The sequence below is a fragment of the Vibrio sp. Vb0667 genome (genome assembly GCF_033391095.1).
Genome location: NZ_JAWPOL010000001.1, coordinates 314,169 through 333,574 on the forward strand (window position 1 = coordinate 314,169; position 19,406 = coordinate 333,574).

A 19,406-nucleotide genomic window follows, 5' to 3' on the forward strand; every position below is an offset into this window, starting at 1 on the left:
CTCCTTGCTTGCTCACGATTACGAGCGATTTATTCTCATTCTTTGATTGCAATGTAGCGTTTAACTGGTAGCTTAAAGAGAGCCAGTTTTAACTAATGGATGGATCCAGTTTGTCTTTGATTGATATCGGTGACCTACATTTAAAAGACAGTGAAGGAACGCGCCAGCAAGCGTTGTTTTTTGCTATTCGCAAGAAAATTGTTCAAGGACTGTGGATGAAGAATGGGAAGCTGCCTTCTACGCGGAAGCTTTCACAAGAGCTTAATCTAAGTAGGAATACCGTGATTTCTGCCTACGAACAGTTAGTGGCGGAAGGGTACTTGAACAGCCAAAAAGGTTCTGGTTTTTATGTTGCCGTAGAACTGCCAGAGCAGTACTTGCCTGAACCTAGTTCAGTTCAGAGAGACTCATCACCGAAAGCTCACTTTGATATCAACCGCGCATTTGCACCGGGTGTACCGGATTTGGACGCATTTCCGATGGCGCAATGGCAAAAGTTACTCACTCGCCATATGTCTCGTACTTGCTTGTTGGGGAACCAAGATATTCAGGGCAGTTGGACATTACGCTGTGCTTTAGCTGACTACCTTGCATCTAGCCGTTCAGTGAATTGTTCTCCAGAGCGCATCATTATTACCTCTGGGGCGCAGCAAGCGTTGTCGATTGCGACGATGGTAGTGCTCAAACAAGGTGATAAGGTTCTGATGGAGCAACCAGGTTACGCGCAAATGCGGAAGTTGATTCAATTCCAGCAGTATAAATTTGAGCCTTTATTCGTCCGAGAGAAACTAGGCTTTGATGTGGAAGCTGTGACCACAAGCGATGCCGATGCCCTGTATATCACCCCAAGCAATCAATATCCGATGGGCACCACACTCAATACTGAGCAAAGAGGGAAGATCATCAACTGGGCAGTCGAACAGTCACGTTGGATCATCGAAGACGATTATGACAGCGAATTCCAGTTTGCTCATCGTCCCTATACCAGCTTACAGGGGCTAGCAGCTCAAATGGGTCGAGATGATCGTGTGTTGTATGTGGGTTCCTTCAGTAAAGTGATGTTTAACGGATTGCGGCTTGGCTACCTTGTAGTTCCTGAACGTTTAGTAGAGCAATGCTTAGTGGTTAAGGATGCGTTAAGTGGTGATTCGCCGACGCATACACAAGAAGCATTGGCAGACTTTATTACTGAAGGTGGGTTATTACGTCATATTCGAAAAATGCGTCGACTGTACAAAACTAAGCATGAACAGATGCATGTATCCATTCAACAGCATTTTGGCGACCGTGTTTGCGTCGTTAGCCAAGCGGCGGGGCTTCATGTTACGTTGAAATGGCAAGACGGTATGGATGAGCAGCGTTTTATAAAACTAGCAGAGCATGAAGGGATCATCTTGCGACCTTTGAGCTATTATGAACACCCAGATTTTCAAGCACGTCACTGGCATGGTGCCGTGCTTGGTTACGGCAATATCGCGTTAGAGAACATAGACGCTGGTATCCAACGTTTAGCTCACATATTTCGAAATGGGAAGCGATGACTATTCAACTACACGTGTTTGTCGCTTATGTCGCCACTGTTTCCAAGGCAGTAAAAGTAGAGTAAAAATGCCAAGTGCATAAAACATTGACCAGCCTAAACATATAAAAACACCGGTACAAAGCAGTAGGGACAGTCCCGCAAGTGTTTTACCAAATCCTCGAAGCAATTTGAAAGCGGCTAACATCGCCAACATGTAAACCAGAACGAATACACTGTTTGCGAGTTTTAGGAAAAACTCCAGATCGAGCTGTGATAGGGTTCCGATCACACAAGATATCAATAATATACCGCCAACTAATATGGTGGCTGAGAAAGGGACACCACGACGCGAAATCTTGGCTAGTGGACTAGAAGGACGATGTTCCCGAGCTTGAGCCCAGACCATTCGCGCTAGGCTCTGTGTGTATAAGTTAACGCTCGCGAAACAAGCGGAGAAACCTATCAAGCTGATTATCCATTTGGCTCCATCGCCTAGTAGTTGGGCACTAAGCCAGGGGATGGATGCGTTATCAAATTGAGCGTTACCATACGCGCCAAATTTTAAAATAACGACAGAGCATGCCCAATAGGTAGCCCCTGCTACAAAACAACCGACCACAATGGCAATAGGGAAATCTCTTTGAGGGTTTTTGAACTCTTCCCCCATATGGGCAAAAGCCTCTATGCCAACAAAACACCAGAACATCACGCCTAACGCTGCGGTAATAGGCCAAATTGACTCTTGTGTGATGGCGGGCATCACAAGATCGGCGCTGTTAACGTCGCCTTTCCATAAAAATGCGCCAACAAGTGCGAAGACACTCAAAGCAATAAGAGTTTGTAAATGACCTGATGATTTTGTGCCCATCAAGTTGACGAACACAAGAAGTACTACCGTGAGAACTTGTGCAAACAGATTGTTGCTAATAGGCTCTGGCAATATTTGTTGTAGAAAGCCTGCGGCGAGTGCAATCGCGGCCGGAACCCCTACCGGAATGACACTAACAAATAGCCAAGCGACACTACTTTCCAGCTTGGCGTTAAAGGCTTTGCGTACAAAAAAGGCTGTTCCGCCCGCGTTGGGGTATCGTTTACCCAGTTGAGCAAAAGTCAGCGCAATAGGACAAATCGCGATGAACAATAAAATCCAAGCCCATAGTGAAAAATAGCCAGCTATACCTGCTGCGATAGCCGGGATCATAAACAGCCCCGTTCCCATTAATGTGGTGGATAACTGTGCGATACCTGATGTGAGTGAAATGTCTTTTTTGAGCTCTTCCATGCGAATTGATTCATCCAATGTTATGAGGCTTATTACGAAAAAGCTTGTAGCTTCTGATTATTTCGTTTTATGTGTTTAAGCGATGCTATTTATGTGTTGAGTGTATAAGGTGGGAATTTGATTTCAATGTGTTATCTATTTTCTGTTGAAATGGATAACAGCACTCATCTCATGCCCGCCAAATAGCATATCCAAAATGTTAATAACAAAATGATTTACTAAACCGTCAATATGACGGTTGTTTTAAATAATTCCAACAAAATGTTGGTTTCTTATGCAGTTAGAATCGGTATAGAATGAGAAAAATAAGGAAAGCTTGGTAACGGTATGGACAAGTTTGATCATAAGATTGTGGATCTGCTCAGGCACAACGCTCGGCTGTCGGTGACTGAAATTGCGGATAAAGTAAACCTTTCTCGTTCTGCGGTAACGGCCCGTATTCGTAAGCTAGAGCATGACAAAGTGATTCTAGGGTATCACGCTGAAATTGCGCCTTCGGGTGGGGATTCGATTTGCGCCTATTTTGCCTTCAAGTTCGATAAATCAACCTCTACGTATTATTGCGAATCATACGCGGACGAGTTATACAAAATTGATGGCGTAAAATGGTGTCATGCGATCAGCGGTGAGACGGACATGATGGTTTTTGTCGAAGTGCCTACGATGGCTCGCTTGAACGAAATCAGAGATCAAATTCAACGATATCCAGAGCTTCGAAACCTGATGACTCATACCGTCTTAGCTGAATTCTTTAACACGACTGGGAACCTGTTTGTGAAGTGACCATGAATGGATGCCATGTTGAAAACCCTTCTGAGCGAATATGTTAAACAACATTAATTTGAATCTACTTAGATCCTTGCATGTACTTTTAGAGGAGTGTCATGTCAGCCGGACCGCAGAACGTTTGCACATTACGCAGTCTGCCGTCAGTCGACAGCTTGCACAATTGCGCGATCTGTGTGGTGACCCACTGCTTATTCGTCAAGGTAATCAACTGATACCAACGCCACGAGCAATAGCGTTAAAATCAAAGCTTGATGCATTACTGGCTGAGTTTGACCATTTACTCGATGACCAACCTTTTGAGCCGCGGCAGTGGCAAGGTGAGCTTGTTATTGCTTCTAGTGACTACGTGGCGCAATACGTATTGCCCGATATTGCCTCTCACTTGGGTGAACAAGCGCCACAGCTAGATATGGCGTACCGACTGTGGCAACCCAACTTTCTTGATAAACTTCATGAGACGGGCATCCATATCGCGTCTTCTATGTATCCAGAAAAACCACAGAGTGTGTCGAGCGTTAAAATTGGTGAGGATTCATCAGTTTGTTTGATGAAATCTTCTCATCCGTTAGCAAAGCAGGACCAGATCAGTATTGAAGACTTGATTTCATATTCACACATCAAAGTGACTGGCGGCGGAGACAAAGATTCCTACACTGATTTAGCATTGAAAGAGCTAGGGCACACCCGCCACGTTACCTTTAAGGTTCCATTCTTCTCTGCTGCGATCAATCGCTTAGTTGCAAGCGAGCACCTGATGGTGGCTCCTGAACATATTGCCGTTAACCTCGCTAAGCATTGGGACTTAACCCATAAAGCATTACCACTCGAAACACCTATTCATCAATATTGGTTAATGTGGCATCCCAAATACGACACGGATCCTGCGCATAAATGGGTGCGAGAAGAGATTCGCTCAGTAATGCAAATCTCTGAATATTCCATTCGCTAATACGTACACCGTTTAGCTATGACTTTAAGTCATGATTAGTATGAATAACTTTGATTTCTAATTATACCTCTTCCGTTGATAGAGTGAGCTTCAAAGAGGGGAGATTCTTATGACACTAACAGTTTGGTTATCACTTTTTACCGTGTGTTTATTAGGGGCTATGTCACCAGGTCCCAGCTTAGCTATTGTCGCTAAGCACTCGTTGGCTGGTGGACGTATCAATGGATTAGCTACGGCTTGGGCTCATGCGTTTGGCATTGGTATATATGCGTTTATTACTTTGATTGGGCTCGCTGTTGTTTTGCAGCAAAGCCCGATGCTGTTCAAGACGATTAGCCTTGTGGGTGCGGCATATCTTGCGTATTTAGGGTTTAATGCTTTGCGTTCAAAAGGTGGTGTGGCTGCGAAGTTGGAGTCAGGTGAGGAAACAACGGTAATCCAGTCTGCGCGAGAAGGCTTTTTTATCTCGATTTTAAGTCCCAAAATTGCTTTGTTTTTTATCGCATTATTCAGTCAGTTTGTCGCGCTCGGTAATGATTTGAGTAATCAGATGATCATTGTTGCCACGCCGTTTGTTGTGGATGGGCTTTGGTACACCTTTATTACCCTAGTGCTATCGAGCTCTAAAGTCGTTGACAGAATTCGCTCTAAGGCAGTGTTGATTGATCGTTTGTCAGGGGTAGTACTCATGCTGCTGGCTCTTAGAGTGGTCGTAACGGTATAGACAAGCTCGCAAGACAGAAATACTAAAAGCAGCCCGTGTGGCTGCTTTTTTGTCTACTCTCAGTAACCCTTACACAATTTACGTAATTCTGACGCTAAACGTTGCTAAAATTAATATTATCAATAGTGTTACTTTGGTTCATATTCTCATTTGCTGTGAAAGCTACTTTCCAACGCATTGTTATAATGAGAACGATAGCCACTTAACGTTAATACTAACAGTGTCGCATATTAAGTCGAGAGTGCTTTATTGGATAAAAACGGACTTTCCTCTTACTTACCCTATGAAAGGGGTAGAGACTCCATGACCGTTTAGAAGGTGAGAGCAATATGCAAAGAATAGTAGATTTAGCTCCAGTAGTAATTTTGACCAGTGTTTGCAGCGTTGCTTGGATATTCTTTTCAACAAAGAGCATTTGGGTGTTTTTTGAACTGTTTGTATTTACGATGCTTGGCTTTGGCCTTTTGTACGGGTTACTACAAAAGGCTGATCCTAAACACTTTGACTTTGTTTTAAATCACATCGATGAAATTAAGAAGGAAGGCAAAGATGCTTGCCTAAGCGGCGCTCCGAAAGAATCCAACCCATACTCTGGTGTCGATGGTGATTTATGGGAGGCTGGTTACACAGCCTCCTACAACAAAAAGATAAAGCAATAAACCGCTAGGTGCTTATTCAATATTGTGCTTTTCAAAAAAGCACCCTGCCATTTTAAGGACAGGGTGAAAGCAAGAAGTTTCTCAGGAGCGGTCGGGGGAGAGAAACTCATCTAAATCTTATTTACTTACCGGCGAACCTCTTCAAATTCACCTTCAATCGCATCTGCTTTACCTGTATTAAACTCATACTCTTCGTGCATTTCTCTCTGCATTTTCTTGACGCGCTTTTCAATACGTTTACCGGTAATTAATGCTGCGATGGTCAACGGAATCGCAATGATCAAGCTAAATACTAACGTAAAAAAACCGGTAATCAGTGCTAGTGCAGTTACAATAATCCGATTCATAATCATGACCTCTCTGTAATTTATGTGCTCAGATTAATGCTGTGAACATGAACAAAACATGAATGCTGACGTTCACTTTGTCCGGAGAGTGTCAAATGAATGAAACGAAAAAACGCCTGAGGGTGATCAGGCGTATAAACGGGGAAAAATATTAGTAATGCGCATGGCGCTTATTATTTAGAACAAATATGAGATATTGTCCGCTACGCTATGTGGTTAACGTTGTGGAGCAAAGTTCACCTATCGAGGGAATGTTTGGTAACGAACACCCATCATTTGTTCCATACAGTGCACAACTTGGCAGCTGTAACCGAATTCGTTGTCGTACCAGATGTAAAGTACACAACGCTTGTCTTGTGCGATAGTCGCTTGACCATCTACGACGCCTGCATGACGAGAACCAACTAAGTCAGTTGATACAATTTCTGTTGAATCGGTGTAGTCAATCTGTGCCGAAAGCTCAGAGTTCAACGCCATTTCACGCAAGTAATCGTTCAGTGAATCACGGTCTACGTCTTCACCTAAGTTTAGATTAGCGACTGCCATAGAAACGTTTGGTGTCGGTACGCGAATCGCGTTGCCTGTTAGCTTGCCTGCAAGCTCTGGCAATGCTTTAGCAACTGCTTTTGCCGCACCTGTTGAAGTCAGAACCATGTTTAGTGAAGCACTACGTCCGCGACGGTCACCAGAGTGGAAGTTGTCGATCAAATTTTGGTCGTTTGTGTATGAGTGCACGGTTTCAATATGGCCAGAAAGAACACCATATTTATCGTTCAGAGCCTTAAGGACTGGCGTGATTGCATTTGTTGTACAGCTTGCCGCAGAGATGATGGTGTCATCTTCTTTAATTACCGACTCATTTACACCGAATACAACGTTTTTGATGTCACCTTTACCTGGTGCTGTTAGCAGTACTTTCTCTGCGCCTTGACACGCTAAGTGTTGGCTCAGGCCTTCAGAATCACGCCAAACACCTGTGTTATCAACAACTAGCGCGTTATTGATACCGAAAGCTGAGTAATCCACTTCGCTTGGGTTATTTGCGTAGATGATTTGGATGTAGTTGCCGTTAACGATCAGTGCTTTACGCTCTTCATCGATAACAATGCTACCGTTGAACTGACCGTGAACTGAGTCACGACGCAGCAAGCTAGCACGCTTCTCCAAATCGCCTTTTTTACCGCCACGAACCACAATCGCACGTAGTCTTAGTGGGTAACCTGGACCACTTTTCTCAATGAGAAGGCGAGTAAGTAGTCGACCAATGCGACCGAACCCGTAAAGAACCACATCACGCGCTTTCAATGAAGAATCTGCGTCGCGAGCACCATCAAGTGCAGTGATAAGGAAATCGTTTAGAGAGCTTGTATCGTCATGTTCATTCCAGTACATAGTTGCCAATTGGCCAACATCGACACGGCATGAAGAAATGCTCATTTCACAAAGCGCTTGAATAATAGGCATCGTGTGCTCAAGCGAAAGTGGGTTACCGGTATAACGTCTTGCAACGCGATGAGTTTTGAGAATGTCTATAGTAGTAGCATTAATAAGCGTTTTACCAAACAGAACCACTTCGATTCCTTTTTGACGATATAGCTTACCAATTAGAGGGGAAATAGATTCAGCAATCGTTTGGCTAGTTTGCCAGTCTTGGAGATATTTCTCTGGACTCATTGTTGTATTAGACCTTTCACGTTTTGGGGGCTAACCATACTCTCTGCTGTTGCCTCTTCGGCAGCGTGCAAGAGTGTGGTGGGTTATGTAATCGGGTTGTAATAGTTGTGTGTGCGGATTCTAAGGTCGGAGTCCTTATTCTGCTAGGAAAATTAAATCCAGTGTAAAACACTACTTAAGGGGACGTTAGTGGTGGATTAATGTGACTAAAGCAGTGGTTTTCACGTATTGACATTTAGAAAGTAACTTACTTTTTTTGCGATGATAACGTTTGCTTTCAAATTAGTTTTGTTGACAAAAATGGATATTTTGCATTTTTGTGTGATTTAACTCGATAAGGCAACTCAATAGGTAAACATACAATAGATGATTTCCTGAAAAGTGATGCGACTCTTAGTTGTGAGTGAAACTTTATTGTTTGCATCCAACTTTAAGATCAAAAAATATGACTTGAATCACAATTGCCACTTCATTAGCCGATGATAAAACACTCACAATAACCATAATCTAGGTAGGTGAATGTTGTTTGAAAGTAACAATGCCGTATATGCCTTTCAATGCCAGAAACTAGTCTAATATTAAATAAACGGATGAAATCAACCATTAGGCTGATGGATGTTGAGATTATCAATAAAAACACGCTTAGCACTCCTCGCACTATTACCCGCTGTGGTAATCGTGGTATTTGCAGTTCAGCAGTTTTCTGATAATGCGTTGCGCGTGAGCCGTCTCAATCAAACGGTTAGCAATATTCAAGGTTTCCAATTGATATCCAAGGCCTCCCACTTTATTTACTCCATAGAGAAAGTACGCCGACAGCCTGATCTTCAAGTCTCTGCAGCCATTAATATTGAAGAACAAGGTGAAGTTATTTCTTCTTTGCATCAAAAGTTTGTGAGTAACCCTAATACTGCTGAGTATGCTGATGACCTGAAAGAAGCCATGCTGGGGGTATTGTCAGGTAGATTGAGTGAGATGGACGACCTGGGTGATTGGGCATTTCAACAGCTCCAAAATATGTCGCGCTCTTTGTTGCAAAATCATCAATGGTATGGCAGTGACGACGGCATTCGCATGCAAAATTTTATTGCCTACCTTGCTCAGCTCTCTTTTTGGACACAGAAAGAAGCTTGGCTGACGAACCGTTTAGTCCAAGACCCTAAGAGTCGGCTAAGTCAAAGTATGTTTTATCAGGCGATTGACCGACAGCAGCAAAATTTGGATGCGTTTTTAAACTTAGGTGGGTCATACGAGCAAGTGGATAAATTGCTTGGCTTGTTTACTTCGCCGAGATATCAGAGAAACTTGGCGTCTCGCGGACAATTAATGTCAGGAGACATGTCACAAAGTGACTACGCCGCGTATTTAAAAGAACTCGATTTTCGTGTGCAGCGCTTACAAGTGCTCATTGATGGGTTCACCAAACAAACTGAGCAGTCGCTTCTCACGCAGGTTCATGAACAAAAGGCCAATATAGCGATGATCAGTTTTGGCGTCGCCTTAGTGGTTATCCTGCTTTGTTGGCTCGGATTTAGTACTTGGTTCCGAGTTAACAGCAAACTCGATGCGATCATTCATACTTTAAACGCGTTGATCAACTCCGAAGAGAAGCAAACAAAAGTCAAAGTTGATGGAAGTGATGAACTGACCATTTTTGCTCAGCAAGTGAATCGAGTGGTTGAAGAAATGCAGAGACAAACTGAAGAAATACTGCATGCAAAAGAGTCAGCAGTATCGGCTAATCGTGCAAAATCTGTGTTTCTTGCCAACATGTCACATGAAATACGCACGCCCCTTAACGGGATCATGGGCATGACAGAAATACTCTCTCAAAGTGAGTTGTCTTCGCATCAACAAGAAGTTGTTGATGACATTGACTCCTCATCTCAAACACTGCTTACTTTACTTAACGATATATTGGATCTCTCTAAAATCGAGTCTGGACGATTGGAGCTGTCACTAATAGAAGCGGATATCCGAGAAGTCGTGTATCAGTCGATGATTTTATTCCAATCCAAAGCAACATCTAAACAGCTAAAGTTAGGTATTAATTTAGCTGAAAATATCCCCATTCGCGTGATGGTCGATGATCATCGTGTCAAACAGGTAGTTACGAATCTGGTATCGAATGCGGTTAAGTTTACCGAAAGTGGGCATGTATGCGTTGATGTTAGTTATGAAGAGTTACTTGAGAAAGAACGTGGAGTGCTGACGTTTAAAGTAGAAGATACCGGAATAGGCATTGATCAAGATAAGTTAACCACGATTTTTGAACCCTTTACTCAGGAAGATGAAGGAGTGTCGAGGCAATTTGGCGGTACAGGGTTGGGTTTGGCAATTTGTTGTCAGCTTGTGTCGATGATGGGGGGCAAGCTCGTAGCAACATCTACAAAAGGAGTGGGCACATGCTTTGAATTCTCGATTGAGGTTGAAGCAATTCCGGTGTTTGGCTGGCGTTCGGAGGTGATTAATAAAGGGCTTTTGATCTGCTCAAATTACGACTACGCCGACCAAATATTAAAAGAGTGTCGCTTAGCGAAAATCAATCTCTTTGGCGTTAATAATGTGAATGAAGTGCAAGCGATAAATGATGACTTTGATGTCATATTTCTGTGCCACAGTAATGACGCTAATACCGATGAAGTCTTGGATAATCTATCATTTAATTACGATCTTCGCCGTGTGATTATTTGCCAGCATCATTTATCCACTCCCTACGAAAATGCAGAAAAAGTACATGCCGTACTCACATTACCTTTCCTTGGCAATCGATTTAAGCATGTCATTGATGATTTAGCTAAGGTTGAAAAGACTATATCAAGTGACAATGTCACCAATAATGTTGTCAGCTCTGAATATCGAGCGTCGCGCTCTCATCGGAGGATCTTAATTGCGGAGGATAATTTGATGAACCAGAAAATAGCGAGTTTTTTTCTGGATAAAGCAGGTTATGACTATTTGATAACAAGCAACGGCCAAGAAGCGTTAGAAGCCATCACAAAGGGAGAAGAATTCGATGCAATTTTAATGGACTGCATGATGCCCGTGATGGATGGACTGACCGCGACGAAAGAAATTCGTCGTTGGGAAAAGAAAGCAGGACGTGAAAAAACGATGATTATCGCACTCACTGCGAGTGTTTTGGAAGAAGACATCCACAACTGTTTTGCGGCAGGCATGGATGCTTATTTACCTAAGCCGTATAAATCGAACCAGTTATTTGAGCTCTTTAGTGAATTAAAACTCGCCTAGCTAACATTTCAACTTAGACAAGGCGTCAAAACGATAAAGCCCCACTTCAGGGGCTTATTAGTTCTGATTATTCATTGTTGTGCGTTGGCTTGAGCGCCTGCGAGTTTGCGTATGGTTTGGCGATAGGTTAGGTATGCGGAAACACCAGCTAACAGGTTGCCGATACAAGCGCCTAAGAGTAAACCTCGGATTCCATCCATTTGAGCGCCAACCCACAAGCACGGTAGGAAAAAGACAAACAAGCGCAGCGCTGAAATAGTGAGCGCGGTGTAAGATTTGCCTAATGCATTACAAAGAGAAACCATTAGCATACAAACCCCTAATGAACCCAAACTGATCGGCACTATCAGTAAATGCATTTCCAAGACTTGCTCGACTTGCACATCACTTGTCATCAATAATGCGAGTGGGTTTGCGACGGCAAATGTAATGGCAGCAATCAAAAGTTGGAAACCTAGAATGAATTTTACGGCAATACTGACGAGCCTTTGGATATCTTCATAGTTCTTTGCTCCAAGTAAGCGTCCAACCATTGGAGGCATAGACATTGTCAGCGCCAAGACCGAAACGATAGCAAAGAACTCATAGCGTGAACCAAGCGCCCAAGCGGCGACTGCTGCGGTTCCAAAGCTTGCCAATAATTTTGTTGCTAGCATGGAAGACAACGGTGGCAGCAGTTGGCTAATCATCGCAGGGCCCATAATGTTACCGATAGATGCAACACTTTTGGCTACGTTAAGATCTTGCCATTTTGTCGTTGCCCAGTGATTCTTTTTCACGCGAGGAGCGACGACTAAAATACCAAACCCAAAAGCGACGATGGTTGCTATTGCCGCTCCGTTAATACCCAAGTCAAACGTGAAAATAAATAGCGGATCGAGTACAAGGTTCACGCCGCTGGTTATCATCATCATTGTGCCAGGTAACATTGTATTGCCATTAGCTCGGCAGATACTGTAATAAAAATACAAAACCGCACCAGTCCATGAGCTTAATAACCACCAAGGCCAGTAACTGTCGATTATCGGCATAACAGATTCTGGAGCGCTTAATAGAGCTAAAATGGGGTAGCGCAAAAGCCAAATTAGCCCGCCAAAAATAGCGACACCAATTGAGCCGATCATCAATACCAATCCGCCAAGTTGTTTGGCATACCGACTTTCATTCGCCCCAAGAGCTTTAGAAATGACCGCTGTCGTTGCGATCCCTAGACCGACTTGAATGCCGATAATGACCATTTGCAAAGGCAGAGTGAAACCTTGAGCGGCTAACGGTAAAACGCCGAGCTGACCGATAAACGCGCTATCCACAAGCTGAAAGCTCATTAAAGACAGAACGCCAAAAAGCATTGGCCAGGTCATCGTAAATAATTGTTTTGCAAGCGTTGGTTGTGTACTTGTCGTAGTTGAAGACATAGAAAGCTGAATGCGTTAGGAATAAGAGTTAGATTGATTGTACACGGCGGTTAGTTTAGAGACAAAAATAAACCCCGAGGAAGATATTCTTGCTCGGGGTTCGAAAATCTAGCTTACGCGTTTATTTTTTGCCGCTAGTTTGCTTGTCTTCTTCAGTCAGCTCACGAATGCGACGGCTGATGTCACGACGTGCTTTAGAGATCTCAGCGCTTTTAATGATGTGGTCATCAACACGATCTTCATAGTCTGCTTTCATATTTTTGATGATTGCGACGATTTCATCGTGAGTCATTTCTGGTTTGATGTAGTCTAGAAGGTTTTCTAGAAGATCAACACGTTTGCGGTTATCACGAACTTTCTTCTCGTTATCAAGAAGCTCACGTTTTAGTTTGTTTTTACGACGAGCTTGGTTAACGATTTCAAATACGCTACTCATAGTTCTCTTTCCTAATTTTATGAATATCTTCCTCGATTAAAGCACAACATCCAGTGGCATAACAGTCTTTAGATCAATAGCAATGCAGAGTTGAACATTTCTCAACCAATTGCGCTGTGTCCATATAATCGTGCTGCTTTCTTCGAGTTTTGGCCAACATTGTAGAATCCATCGATTCATTGTCATAACGAGGCCTTCACTATATTATCAACACCATTGAATGCAAAATGATGAACTTGATATGGACTCTGGTAACACTGCGGAGCAAGTAAATAGTCAAGATAATGAGCAAGTCACTCGCTCTGTGGCTGAAAAGTTAAAAACGGCGTATATCAACGCCCGTGAGCAACTCGAAATCATCGAAGTTGAGCTTAATCGTTCAAAAATAATGATGGTCGACCAAGATGGCAATTTGACGAGAGTGCCGATTCTCTCGGAGCATTGATACCTGACCCTATTCGTAAGGGGTGTCAGGTCTTACGCTATGCTTTAGCCTGACACCAACACCTGAACCGCTAACGCTTCTTGCACTGCTGTGTGAATTTATGGAGTATGATTTCGAAGCGATTTAGGTACAAAGTCAAATGCAAAAATAATAAGGAAATGCATTATGAAAGTTGAGCTAACGGCAATTGAAGCACGAGTTATTGGTTGCTTGATCGAAAAAGAAGTCACTACCCCAGATCTTTACCCCCTCAGCCTAAACGCATTAACCAACGCGTGTAATCAAAAAAGCAACCGTGATCCCGTGATGTCACTCTCTGAGTCAGACGTTCTCGATGCCGTTGATGCTCTTATTGAGCGCAGGCTCGTCAGTGACGAAAGTGCGTTCAACAGCCGCGTCAGCAAGTATCAACACCGTTTCTGTAATACGGAATTTGGTGATTTAAAGCTGACAGAGCAGGAGAAGGGCATTGTATGCTGTATGCTTTTGCGCGGTGCTCAAACACCTGGGGAAATTCGTACTCGTACTAATCGTCTCGCGACATTTCATGATGTAAAAGAAGTGGAAACGGTCCTTGAGCATTTAGCAAGCGAAGAGAAAGGACCATTAGTGGTCAAATTACCACGTGAGGCTGGTAAGCGGGAGTCGCGTTATATGCATTTGTTCTGTGGTGATGTTGATGCGTCCGAACTTGCAGCGCCTGTGTCTGCTGCAAGCTCGAGCTCCGATCGAGTAAGTCAGCTAGAGCTCGAAGTCGCTCAGCTGAAAGAAGAGCTGGATGAATTAAAAGCTAAGGTTGAGTCACTGCTTTCATGATGGAAAATACAACGCAGCGTTGGAGTGTCTACCTGATACGAAATAACCGCAACGCGTTGTATTGTGGTGTTACCAATGATGTTGAACGAAGATTCAATCAGCACCAAACCGGAAAAGGAGCGAAAGCTTTGAAGGGAAAAGGCCCTTTGGTATTGGAATGGTCATCGGATTTTGACTCAAAGACGCTTGCCATGCGAGCAGAGTACTATATTAAGCAACTAACTAAAGCGAAAAAAGAGCTGCTCGTTATGTCAAAAGCAAATATTGTCGTCGACGAACATCAACAAATGATGTTAGAGATAGTGGCACTCTGATAAGCCCTTGCTACGCAAAGATACACGGAAACCGCCTATGTCACATTGGCGGTTTCTTTTTGTTTTTGGAGTACCATGTAGGAATAAACTGACGCATAATGGGCTGGTGTTCTGTTTAAAGGTCCTGAATATGAAAAGCGCGAAATGTCTCTACGTTATCGAGACAAAGGAAGCGACTCAATGTACTTTATTTGTATCCACTCAGACCAAGAACCAATTTACTATTGAAACAGGCACTAAGAGGAAGGTAGATTACAAGAGTATAGGATGACTCGGCTAGGTAATGAATAGAGCTGAATTAGGCTCATAAAAAAGCTAAAAGAGCAGTAGATGAAAAAAGCGTTAGTATTCTCCCTGATTTCAATGGCCGCTTTTGCGCCGAATGTGCAGGCCACCCAAGTTCTTAATGGGTATTGGGCATATCAAGAGTTTTTAGACCAGTTTCCACAACAGAAGCAGTTAACTAGTGCGTTGGCTGAAGTGGTAAGAGAAACCCCTGTACCCGTAGCAAAAGACAAAAAGCGTCCACTGAAAATTTCTGTTGTTTATCCAGGGCAGCAGATCTCTGATTATTGGATTCGAAACATCGATGCGTTTGAAAAACGCCTAGATAAGCTTGATATCGACTATCAACTAAATCAAGTGTTTACTCGTCCTAATGCAGATATAAAGCAGCAAAGTTTGTCTTTAATGGAGGCGCTGAAAAGCAACTCCGATTACTTGATCTTTACTCTAGATACCACAAGACATCGTAAGTTTGTTGAGCATGTCTTAGATTCAAAGAAAACCAAGTTAATTTTACAAAATATCACCACACCTGTTAGGGATTGGGAACATCATCAGCCGTTTCTTTATGTTGGTTTCGACCACGCAGAAGGAAGTCGTGAATTGGCCGTTGAGTTTGGCAAGCGTTTCCCTAAACATAGCCACTATAGTGTTCTCTATTTCTCGGAGGGCTACATTAGTGACATCAGAGGCAACACTTTTATCAACCAAGTGAACCGCGATAATCAATTTGAACTACAATCTGCTTACTACACCAAAGCAACAAAGCAATCTGGGTATGAAGCTGCAAAAGCCAGTTTGGAGAAGTATCCGGACGTTGACTTCATTTACGCGTGTTCTACCGATGTAGCATTAGGTGCTGTTGACGCTCTTAAAGAGTTAGGTCGTGATGATGTCATGATCAATGGTTGGGGCGGCGGTTCAGCAGAGTTAGAGGCGCTTTCTAAAGGGGAGTTAGACGTTACCGTTATGCGTATGAACGATGATACAGGTATTGCAATGGCTGAGGCCATTAAGTGGGATTTAGAAGGAAAGCCAGTTCCCACCGTTTACTCTGGTGATTTTGAAGTCGTTACCAAATCGGACTCTCCAGAAAGAATTGAAGCATTAAGAAAACGTGCATTTAGATACTCAGATAATTGATGACAACTACATCAAAAACAAGAAAGCGTCGCTCACTGTCGACGCTTATTACCAAAATAATTATTCTCGTACTTGCTCCGATCATTCTAGGCATCTTTGTTCAGAGTTATTACTTCTCGAAGCAGATTATTTGGCAGGAAGTCGACCGAACCAAGCAGCAGACCTCTGCCCTGATCCTGAACATTTTTGATAGCCATTTTGCAGCGATTCAGATTCATCACAACAGCAATTCGAAAAGTGATGTTGTATTGGATTTTTATACAGAACGTGATGAAGAGGCACTCAATTACTTTTTCATGAGTATTGACCAGAGTGATCCTTCCCATACACCGGAGTTTCGTTTCCTAACCGATCATCAAGGTATTATTTGGGACGATGGCAACGCGCATTTCTATGGCATCAACAACCTGATACTTAGCCGACTTGCCAGTCAAGTGACCTTTAGCAACAACTGGTATTATCTACCCTCACAGACCCCGATGGGAACTCGCCATCTTTTACTTCGTCGTGTACCCGTTTTACAACCTAAAACCGGTGAAGTGATGGGGTACTCTTACAATGTTGTTGTTTTAGATAATAACTTTGGGTTGATGGAAAGGTTAAAAAATGAAGGCAACGTCGACAATGTTGTGTTGGTCGCTAACAACACACCATTGGCAAGCTCATTAGTAGGAGATGAGGCTTATCAAATATTTGACGTACTCAAACGACGAGAGTCCCAGCACAAGCTTGACCAATTATTGATCATCAAAACCCCTATTGAGGTAAATGCCGCCGAGACTGACTTGTGCTTGCTTACTGTGCAAGACAATCAGAGCGTGGTGACATTGCAAATCCAACACCTGCTAGCAATGCTAGCCTCAGTTATCGGTATGGTTATGATTGCGCTAATGACTAAAGAATGGATCGAGAATCGAGTAGTTGAAGAGTTAGGATCCCTGATGGCATATACCCGCTCGGCTCGTGAAGAAAAAGGATTTGAGCGTTTTGAGGGGTCAGATATTGAGGAATTCGATCATATTGGTTCGACACTAGAAAACACTTTTGAAGAGCTTGAAGCACAAAAGCGGTCTTTCCGAGACCTGTTTAACTTTGCGTTATCACCTATTATGGTGTGGTCTGAATCGGGTGTACTTATCCAAATCAATCCGGCAGCACGCAAAGAGTTAGTCATGGAAAACGATATTGAAACCATGCACCCAGTGTTCAAAGGTTTCAAAGAAAAGTTGATGCCACACCTTCGCATGGCGGCTCAGGGAGCTACGTTGACAGGCGTTAATGTGCCAATTGGAGACAAAGTATATCGCTGGAACTTATCGCCGATTCGAGTTGATGGAGATATTAGCGGTATTATTGTTCAAGGTCAGGATATAACCACGCTAATTGAGGCGGAAAAACAGAGTAACTTGGCGCGCAAAGAAGCAGAGAAATCTGCTCAAGCCCGTGCCGACTTTCTGGCTAAAATGAGCCATGAGATCCGAACGCCAATCAATGGAATTTTAGGGGTTGCTCAATTGCTAAAAGACTCTGTGGAAACAGAAGAGCAGAATAACCAAATTGACGTACTTCGACATAGTGGTGAGCACTTACTTGCTGTTTTGAATGATATTTTGGACTTTTCGAAGATTGAGCAGGGTAAGTTTAATATCCAAAAGCACCCGTTTTCTTTCACTGATACAATTCGAACGTTAGAAAACATTTATCGTCCTATTTGTGAAAGTAAAGGCGTCAACCTTGTCATTGAAAACAAAATAGATCCCAATGTTGAAATCTTTACTGACCAAGTTCGTCTGAACCAAATTTTATTCAACCTAGTCAGTAACTCAGTAAAGTTTACGCCCTCGGGTAGCGTGCGCTTGCATGCTGAACTGGAGCAGTTCTATGGTGCTGACAATAGCGTGCTGGTCGTGGAAATTACGGATACAGGTATCGGCATCGAGTCTGACAAACTCGACCAAATGTTCGAACCTTTTGTTCAAGAAGAAGCAACAACGACTCGAGAATACGGTGGCAGTGGCTTAGGGCTGACCATTGTGAAGAGCCTTGTCGACATGCTGGAAGGTGATGTTCAAGTCCGCAGTCAGAAAGGCTTAGGAACGACTTTTGTCATTACAATGCCAGTGAAAGATCGTGAGCGAGTACTCACCCCTCTTGATTCGAGTTTGCGAGTTAAGCCAGGTGAACTATTTGCAGAGAGTCTCAAAGTGTTGTTGGTAGAGGATAACCATACTAACGCATTCATTCTAAAAGCGTTTTGTAACAAGTACAAAATGCAGGTTGATTGGGCGAAAGATGGGTTAGAAGCAATGGAATTCTTAAAAGATCATACTTACGATTTGATACTGATGGACAACCAACTTCCGCATCTTGGTGGAATTGAAACGACCAAAGAGATCCGACAAAAGCTAAAACTAGGCACGCCAATTTATGCGTGTACTGCTGACACCGCGAAAGAAACCAGTGACGCCTTTATGGAATCGGGTGCGAATTACGTGCTTCTCAAGCCGATTAAAGAAAATGCGCTCCATGAAGCATTTGTGGATTTTAAGCAGCGGTTCTTAGTCGAGCGAACATGAATAATTGGCTCACTACGGGATAACCCAATTATTCATTATCTGAAAAGCACAACACCATGACTGTGGGTTGTGCTTTTTTGTATCTGACCCTTTTACTCTTATACAAATCAGACTTTATTGGTCTCGACGTTTGTTGTGTACATCGCTGCATTTCAAATTCAAACATAGTGTTGTGTTACTTAGATTTCTGCCCCTTCACTGACACACCCAGCGTGATTTCAATCACAAAAAGATATTTACTTAGCGTGCTAACTATTTTATATTGCTTAGCACGCTAAGTAATTGAGTAGATCTTATGATTCAAGACATCAACAGTTTGCGAGACCTTTCTCTGGCTGAAAAATTATCTCGTGTTGCTCGTTTGTGGAAAATGGTTGCAGATCGCGAGTTAGAGCCTTTAAACCTGACGTATCCGCGTTGGACTGCGTTATGGAAGCTTTATCGAATGGGTGACAACATCAGTCAGAAGCATTTGGCTGAAGCGCTTGAGATCGAGTTAGCGTCGTTGATGCGAACATTAAAATTATTAGAAGAGCAATCTCTGATCACTCGCCATTGCTGTGAACACGATAAGCGAGCACGTATTGTTAGCCTCACAGAAGAGGGGAAAACCCTACTAAAGCAAATGGAGGCTCGGATTCTTCAAGTTCGAAGCAAGCTCCTAACGGACATCAACGACCAGGAACTTCAGCAGCTTTCATTGATTCTTGATCAGATTGCTCACAATGCGCTTGATTCACTTAGCGAATAAGTCAGAAAACCGAATAAAAAGAGAAGT

17 protein-coding genes are annotated in these 19,406 nt (G+C 43.1%); 12 read left to right on the forward strand and 5 right to left on the reverse strand.

Annotation, left to right across the window (positions count from 1 at the left end; translation table 11 throughout):
• Positions 1–95: 95 nt before the first annotated feature.
• Positions 96–1,541, forward strand: a complete 1,446-nt coding sequence (locus tag R8269_RS01485) for a PLP-dependent aminotransferase family protein (protein WP_053307231.1) — start codon at positions 96–98, stop codon at positions 1,539–1,541.
• Here the strand turns inward: R8269_RS01485 and yjeH are convergent, their stop codons facing one another.
• A complete protein-coding gene (gene yjeH, locus R8269_RS01490; RefSeq protein WP_042522677.1) occupies positions 1,542–2,804 on the reverse strand; it encodes an L-methionine/branched-chain amino acid transporter in 1,263 nt (420 codons plus the stop codon).
• Positions 2,805–3,131: 327 nt separating this feature from the next.
• Between yjeH and R8269_RS01495 the strand changes: the two genes are divergently transcribed.
• The 4 genes from R8269_RS01495 to R8269_RS01510 all read left to right on the forward strand — a co-directional run bounded on the left by R8269_RS01495 (position 3,132) and on the right by R8269_RS01510 (position 5,925).
• Entirely contained in the window at positions 3,132–3,587 is a 456-nt protein-coding gene (locus R8269_RS01495) for an Lrp/AsnC family transcriptional regulator (protein ID WP_258477200.1), read from the forward strand.
• Between the two features lie 40 nt (positions 3,588–3,627).
• Positions 3,628–4,542, forward strand: a complete 915-nt coding sequence (locus tag R8269_RS01500; protein WP_005385616.1) for a LysR family transcriptional regulator — start codon at positions 3,628–3,630, stop codon at positions 4,540–4,542.
• A 109-nt stretch (positions 4,543–4,651) separates the two neighbouring features.
• Positions 4,652–5,266: a LysE family translocator gene (locus R8269_RS01505; RefSeq protein ID WP_005373611.1), complete on the forward strand. Its 615-nt coding sequence runs from the start codon at positions 4,652–4,654 to the stop codon at positions 5,264–5,266.
• Between the two features lie 329 nt (positions 5,267–5,595).
• Entirely contained in the window at positions 5,596–5,925 is a 330-nt protein-coding gene (locus R8269_RS01510) for a hypothetical protein (RefSeq protein ID WP_005373609.1), read from the forward strand.
• A gap of 125 nt (positions 5,926–6,050) precedes the next feature.
• Here the strand turns inward: R8269_RS01510 and R8269_RS01515 are convergent, their stop codons facing one another.
• Both R8269_RS01515 and R8269_RS01520 read right to left on the reverse strand, forming a co-directional pair.
• The gene (locus R8269_RS01515) at positions 6,051–6,272 is read right to left on the reverse strand and encodes a hypothetical protein (protein WP_005373607.1); all 222 of its coding nucleotides are present in this window, start codon (positions 6,270–6,272) and stop codon (positions 6,051–6,053) included.
• Positions 6,273–6,512: 240 nt separating this feature from the next.
• Entirely contained in the window at positions 6,513–7,946 is a 1,434-nt protein-coding gene (locus R8269_RS01520; RefSeq protein ID WP_005373606.1) for a glyceraldehyde-3-phosphate dehydrogenase, read from the reverse strand.
• A 615-nt stretch (positions 7,947–8,561) separates the two neighbouring features.
• Between R8269_RS01520 and R8269_RS01525 the strand changes: the two genes are divergently transcribed.
• Positions 8,562–11,198 (forward strand): ATP-binding protein, encoded by a 2,637-nt coding sequence (locus tag R8269_RS01525; RefSeq protein ID WP_064369364.1) that lies wholly within the window; start codon positions 8,562–8,564, stop codon positions 11,196–11,198.
• 71 nt (positions 11,199–11,269) lie between these two features.
• Here the strand turns inward: R8269_RS01525 and R8269_RS01530 are convergent, their stop codons facing one another.
• Positions 11,270–12,613, reverse strand: a complete 1,344-nt coding sequence (locus R8269_RS01530; protein ID WP_182015838.1) for an MATE family efflux transporter — start codon at positions 12,611–12,613, stop codon at positions 11,270–11,272.
• Between the two features lie 121 nt (positions 12,614–12,734).
• A complete protein-coding gene (locus R8269_RS01535; RefSeq protein WP_005373603.1) occupies positions 12,735–13,049 on the reverse strand; it encodes a DUF496 family protein in 315 nt (104 codons plus the stop codon).
• Positions 13,050–13,269: 220 nt separating this feature from the next.
• On the opposite strand from R8269_RS01535, the gene R8269_RS01540 reads away from it, so the two are divergent.
• The 6 genes from R8269_RS01540 to slyA all read left to right on the forward strand — a co-directional run bounded on the left by R8269_RS01540 (position 13,270) and on the right by slyA (position 19,379).
• On the forward strand, positions 13,270–13,494 hold the full coding sequence (locus tag R8269_RS01540) for a hypothetical protein (RefSeq protein ID WP_005385630.1): 225 nt from the start codon (positions 13,270–13,272) through the stop codon (positions 13,492–13,494).
• A gap of 165 nt (positions 13,495–13,659) precedes the next feature.
• Complete coding sequence (locus R8269_RS01545; protein ID WP_005373594.1) at positions 13,660–14,310, forward strand: YceH family protein; 651 nt, start codon at positions 13,660–13,662, stop codon at positions 14,308–14,310.
• Positions 14,307–14,624: a GIY-YIG nuclease family protein gene (locus R8269_RS01550; RefSeq protein ID WP_005373593.1), complete on the forward strand. Its 318-nt coding sequence runs from the start codon at positions 14,307–14,309 to the stop codon at positions 14,622–14,624. The genes R8269_RS01545 and R8269_RS01550 overlap by 4 nt, the downstream gene beginning before the upstream one ends.
• A 330-nt stretch (positions 14,625–14,954) precedes the next feature.
• Positions 14,955–16,052: an autoinducer 2-binding periplasmic protein LuxP gene (locus R8269_RS01555; protein ID WP_005385634.1), complete on the forward strand. Its 1,098-nt coding sequence runs from the start codon at positions 14,955–14,957 to the stop codon at positions 16,050–16,052.
• Positions 16,052–18,628, forward strand: coding sequence for a quorum-sensing autoinducer 2 sensor kinase/phosphatase LuxQ (luxQ, locus tag R8269_RS01560; RefSeq protein WP_158155831.1), 2,577 nt, complete (start codon positions 16,052–16,054; stop codon positions 18,626–18,628). Before R8269_RS01555 ends, luxQ begins: the two co-directional genes overlap by 1 nt.
• 295 nt (positions 18,629–18,923) lie before the next feature.
• Positions 18,924–19,379 (forward strand): transcriptional regulator SlyA, encoded by a 456-nt coding sequence (gene slyA, locus R8269_RS01565; protein WP_005373589.1) that lies wholly within the window; start codon positions 18,924–18,926, stop codon positions 19,377–19,379.
• The last annotated feature ends 27 nt before the right edge of the window (positions 19,380–19,406 follow it).

What these genes read in the sequence shown, in the direction of transcription:
- R8269_RS01485 (WP_053307231.1), top strand. Translation starts at nt 96, where the DNA reads ATGGATGGATCCAGTTTGTCTTTGATTGATATCGGTGACCTACATTTA.
- luxQ (WP_158155831.1), top strand. Translation starts at nt 16,052, where the DNA reads ATGACAACTACATCAAAAACAAGAAAGCGTCGCTCACTGTCGACGCTT.
- R8269_RS01535 (WP_005373603.1), bottom strand. Translation starts at nt 13,049, where the DNA reads ATGAGTAGCGTATTTGAAATCGTTAACCAAGCTCGTCGTAAAAACAAA.
- yjeH (WP_042522677.1), bottom strand. Translation starts at nt 2,804, where the DNA reads ATGGAAGAGCTCAAAAAAGACATTTCACTCACATCAGGTATCGCACAG.
- R8269_RS01555 (WP_005385634.1), top strand. Translation starts at nt 14,955, where the DNA reads ATGAAAAAAGCGTTAGTATTCTCCCTGATTTCAATGGCCGCTTTTGCG.
- R8269_RS01530 (WP_182015838.1), bottom strand. Translation starts at nt 12,613, where the DNA reads ATGTCTTCAACTACGACAAGTACACAACCAACGCTTGCAAAACAATTA.
- R8269_RS01505 (WP_005373611.1), top strand. Translation starts at nt 4,652, where the DNA reads ATGACACTAACAGTTTGGTTATCACTTTTTACCGTGTGTTTATTAGGG.
- slyA (WP_005373589.1), top strand. Translation starts at nt 18,924, where the DNA reads ATGATTCAAGACATCAACAGTTTGCGAGACCTTTCTCTGGCTGAAAAA.
- R8269_RS01495 (WP_258477200.1), top strand. Translation starts at nt 3,132, where the DNA reads ATGGACAAGTTTGATCATAAGATTGTGGATCTGCTCAGGCACAACGCT.
- R8269_RS01515 (WP_005373607.1), bottom strand. Translation starts at nt 6,272, where the DNA reads ATGAATCGGATTATTGTAACTGCACTAGCACTGATTACCGGTTTTTTT.
- R8269_RS01525 (WP_064369364.1), top strand. Translation starts at nt 8,562, where the DNA reads ATGTTGAGATTATCAATAAAAACACGCTTAGCACTCCTCGCACTATTA.
- R8269_RS01520 (WP_005373606.1), bottom strand. Translation starts at nt 7,946, where the DNA reads ATGAGTCCAGAGAAATATCTCCAAGACTGGCAAACTAGCCAAACGATT.
- R8269_RS01545 (WP_005373594.1), top strand. Translation starts at nt 13,660, where the DNA reads ATGAAAGTTGAGCTAACGGCAATTGAAGCACGAGTTATTGGTTGCTTG.
- R8269_RS01550 (WP_005373593.1), top strand. Translation starts at nt 14,307, where the DNA reads ATGATGGAAAATACAACGCAGCGTTGGAGTGTCTACCTGATACGAAAT.
- R8269_RS01510 (WP_005373609.1), top strand. Translation starts at nt 5,596, where the DNA reads ATGCAAAGAATAGTAGATTTAGCTCCAGTAGTAATTTTGACCAGTGTT.
- R8269_RS01540 (WP_005385630.1), top strand. Translation starts at nt 13,270, where the DNA reads ATGCAAAATGATGAACTTGATATGGACTCTGGTAACACTGCGGAGCAA.
- R8269_RS01500 (WP_005385616.1), top strand. Translation starts at nt 3,628, where the DNA reads ATGTTAAACAACATTAATTTGAATCTACTTAGATCCTTGCATGTACTT.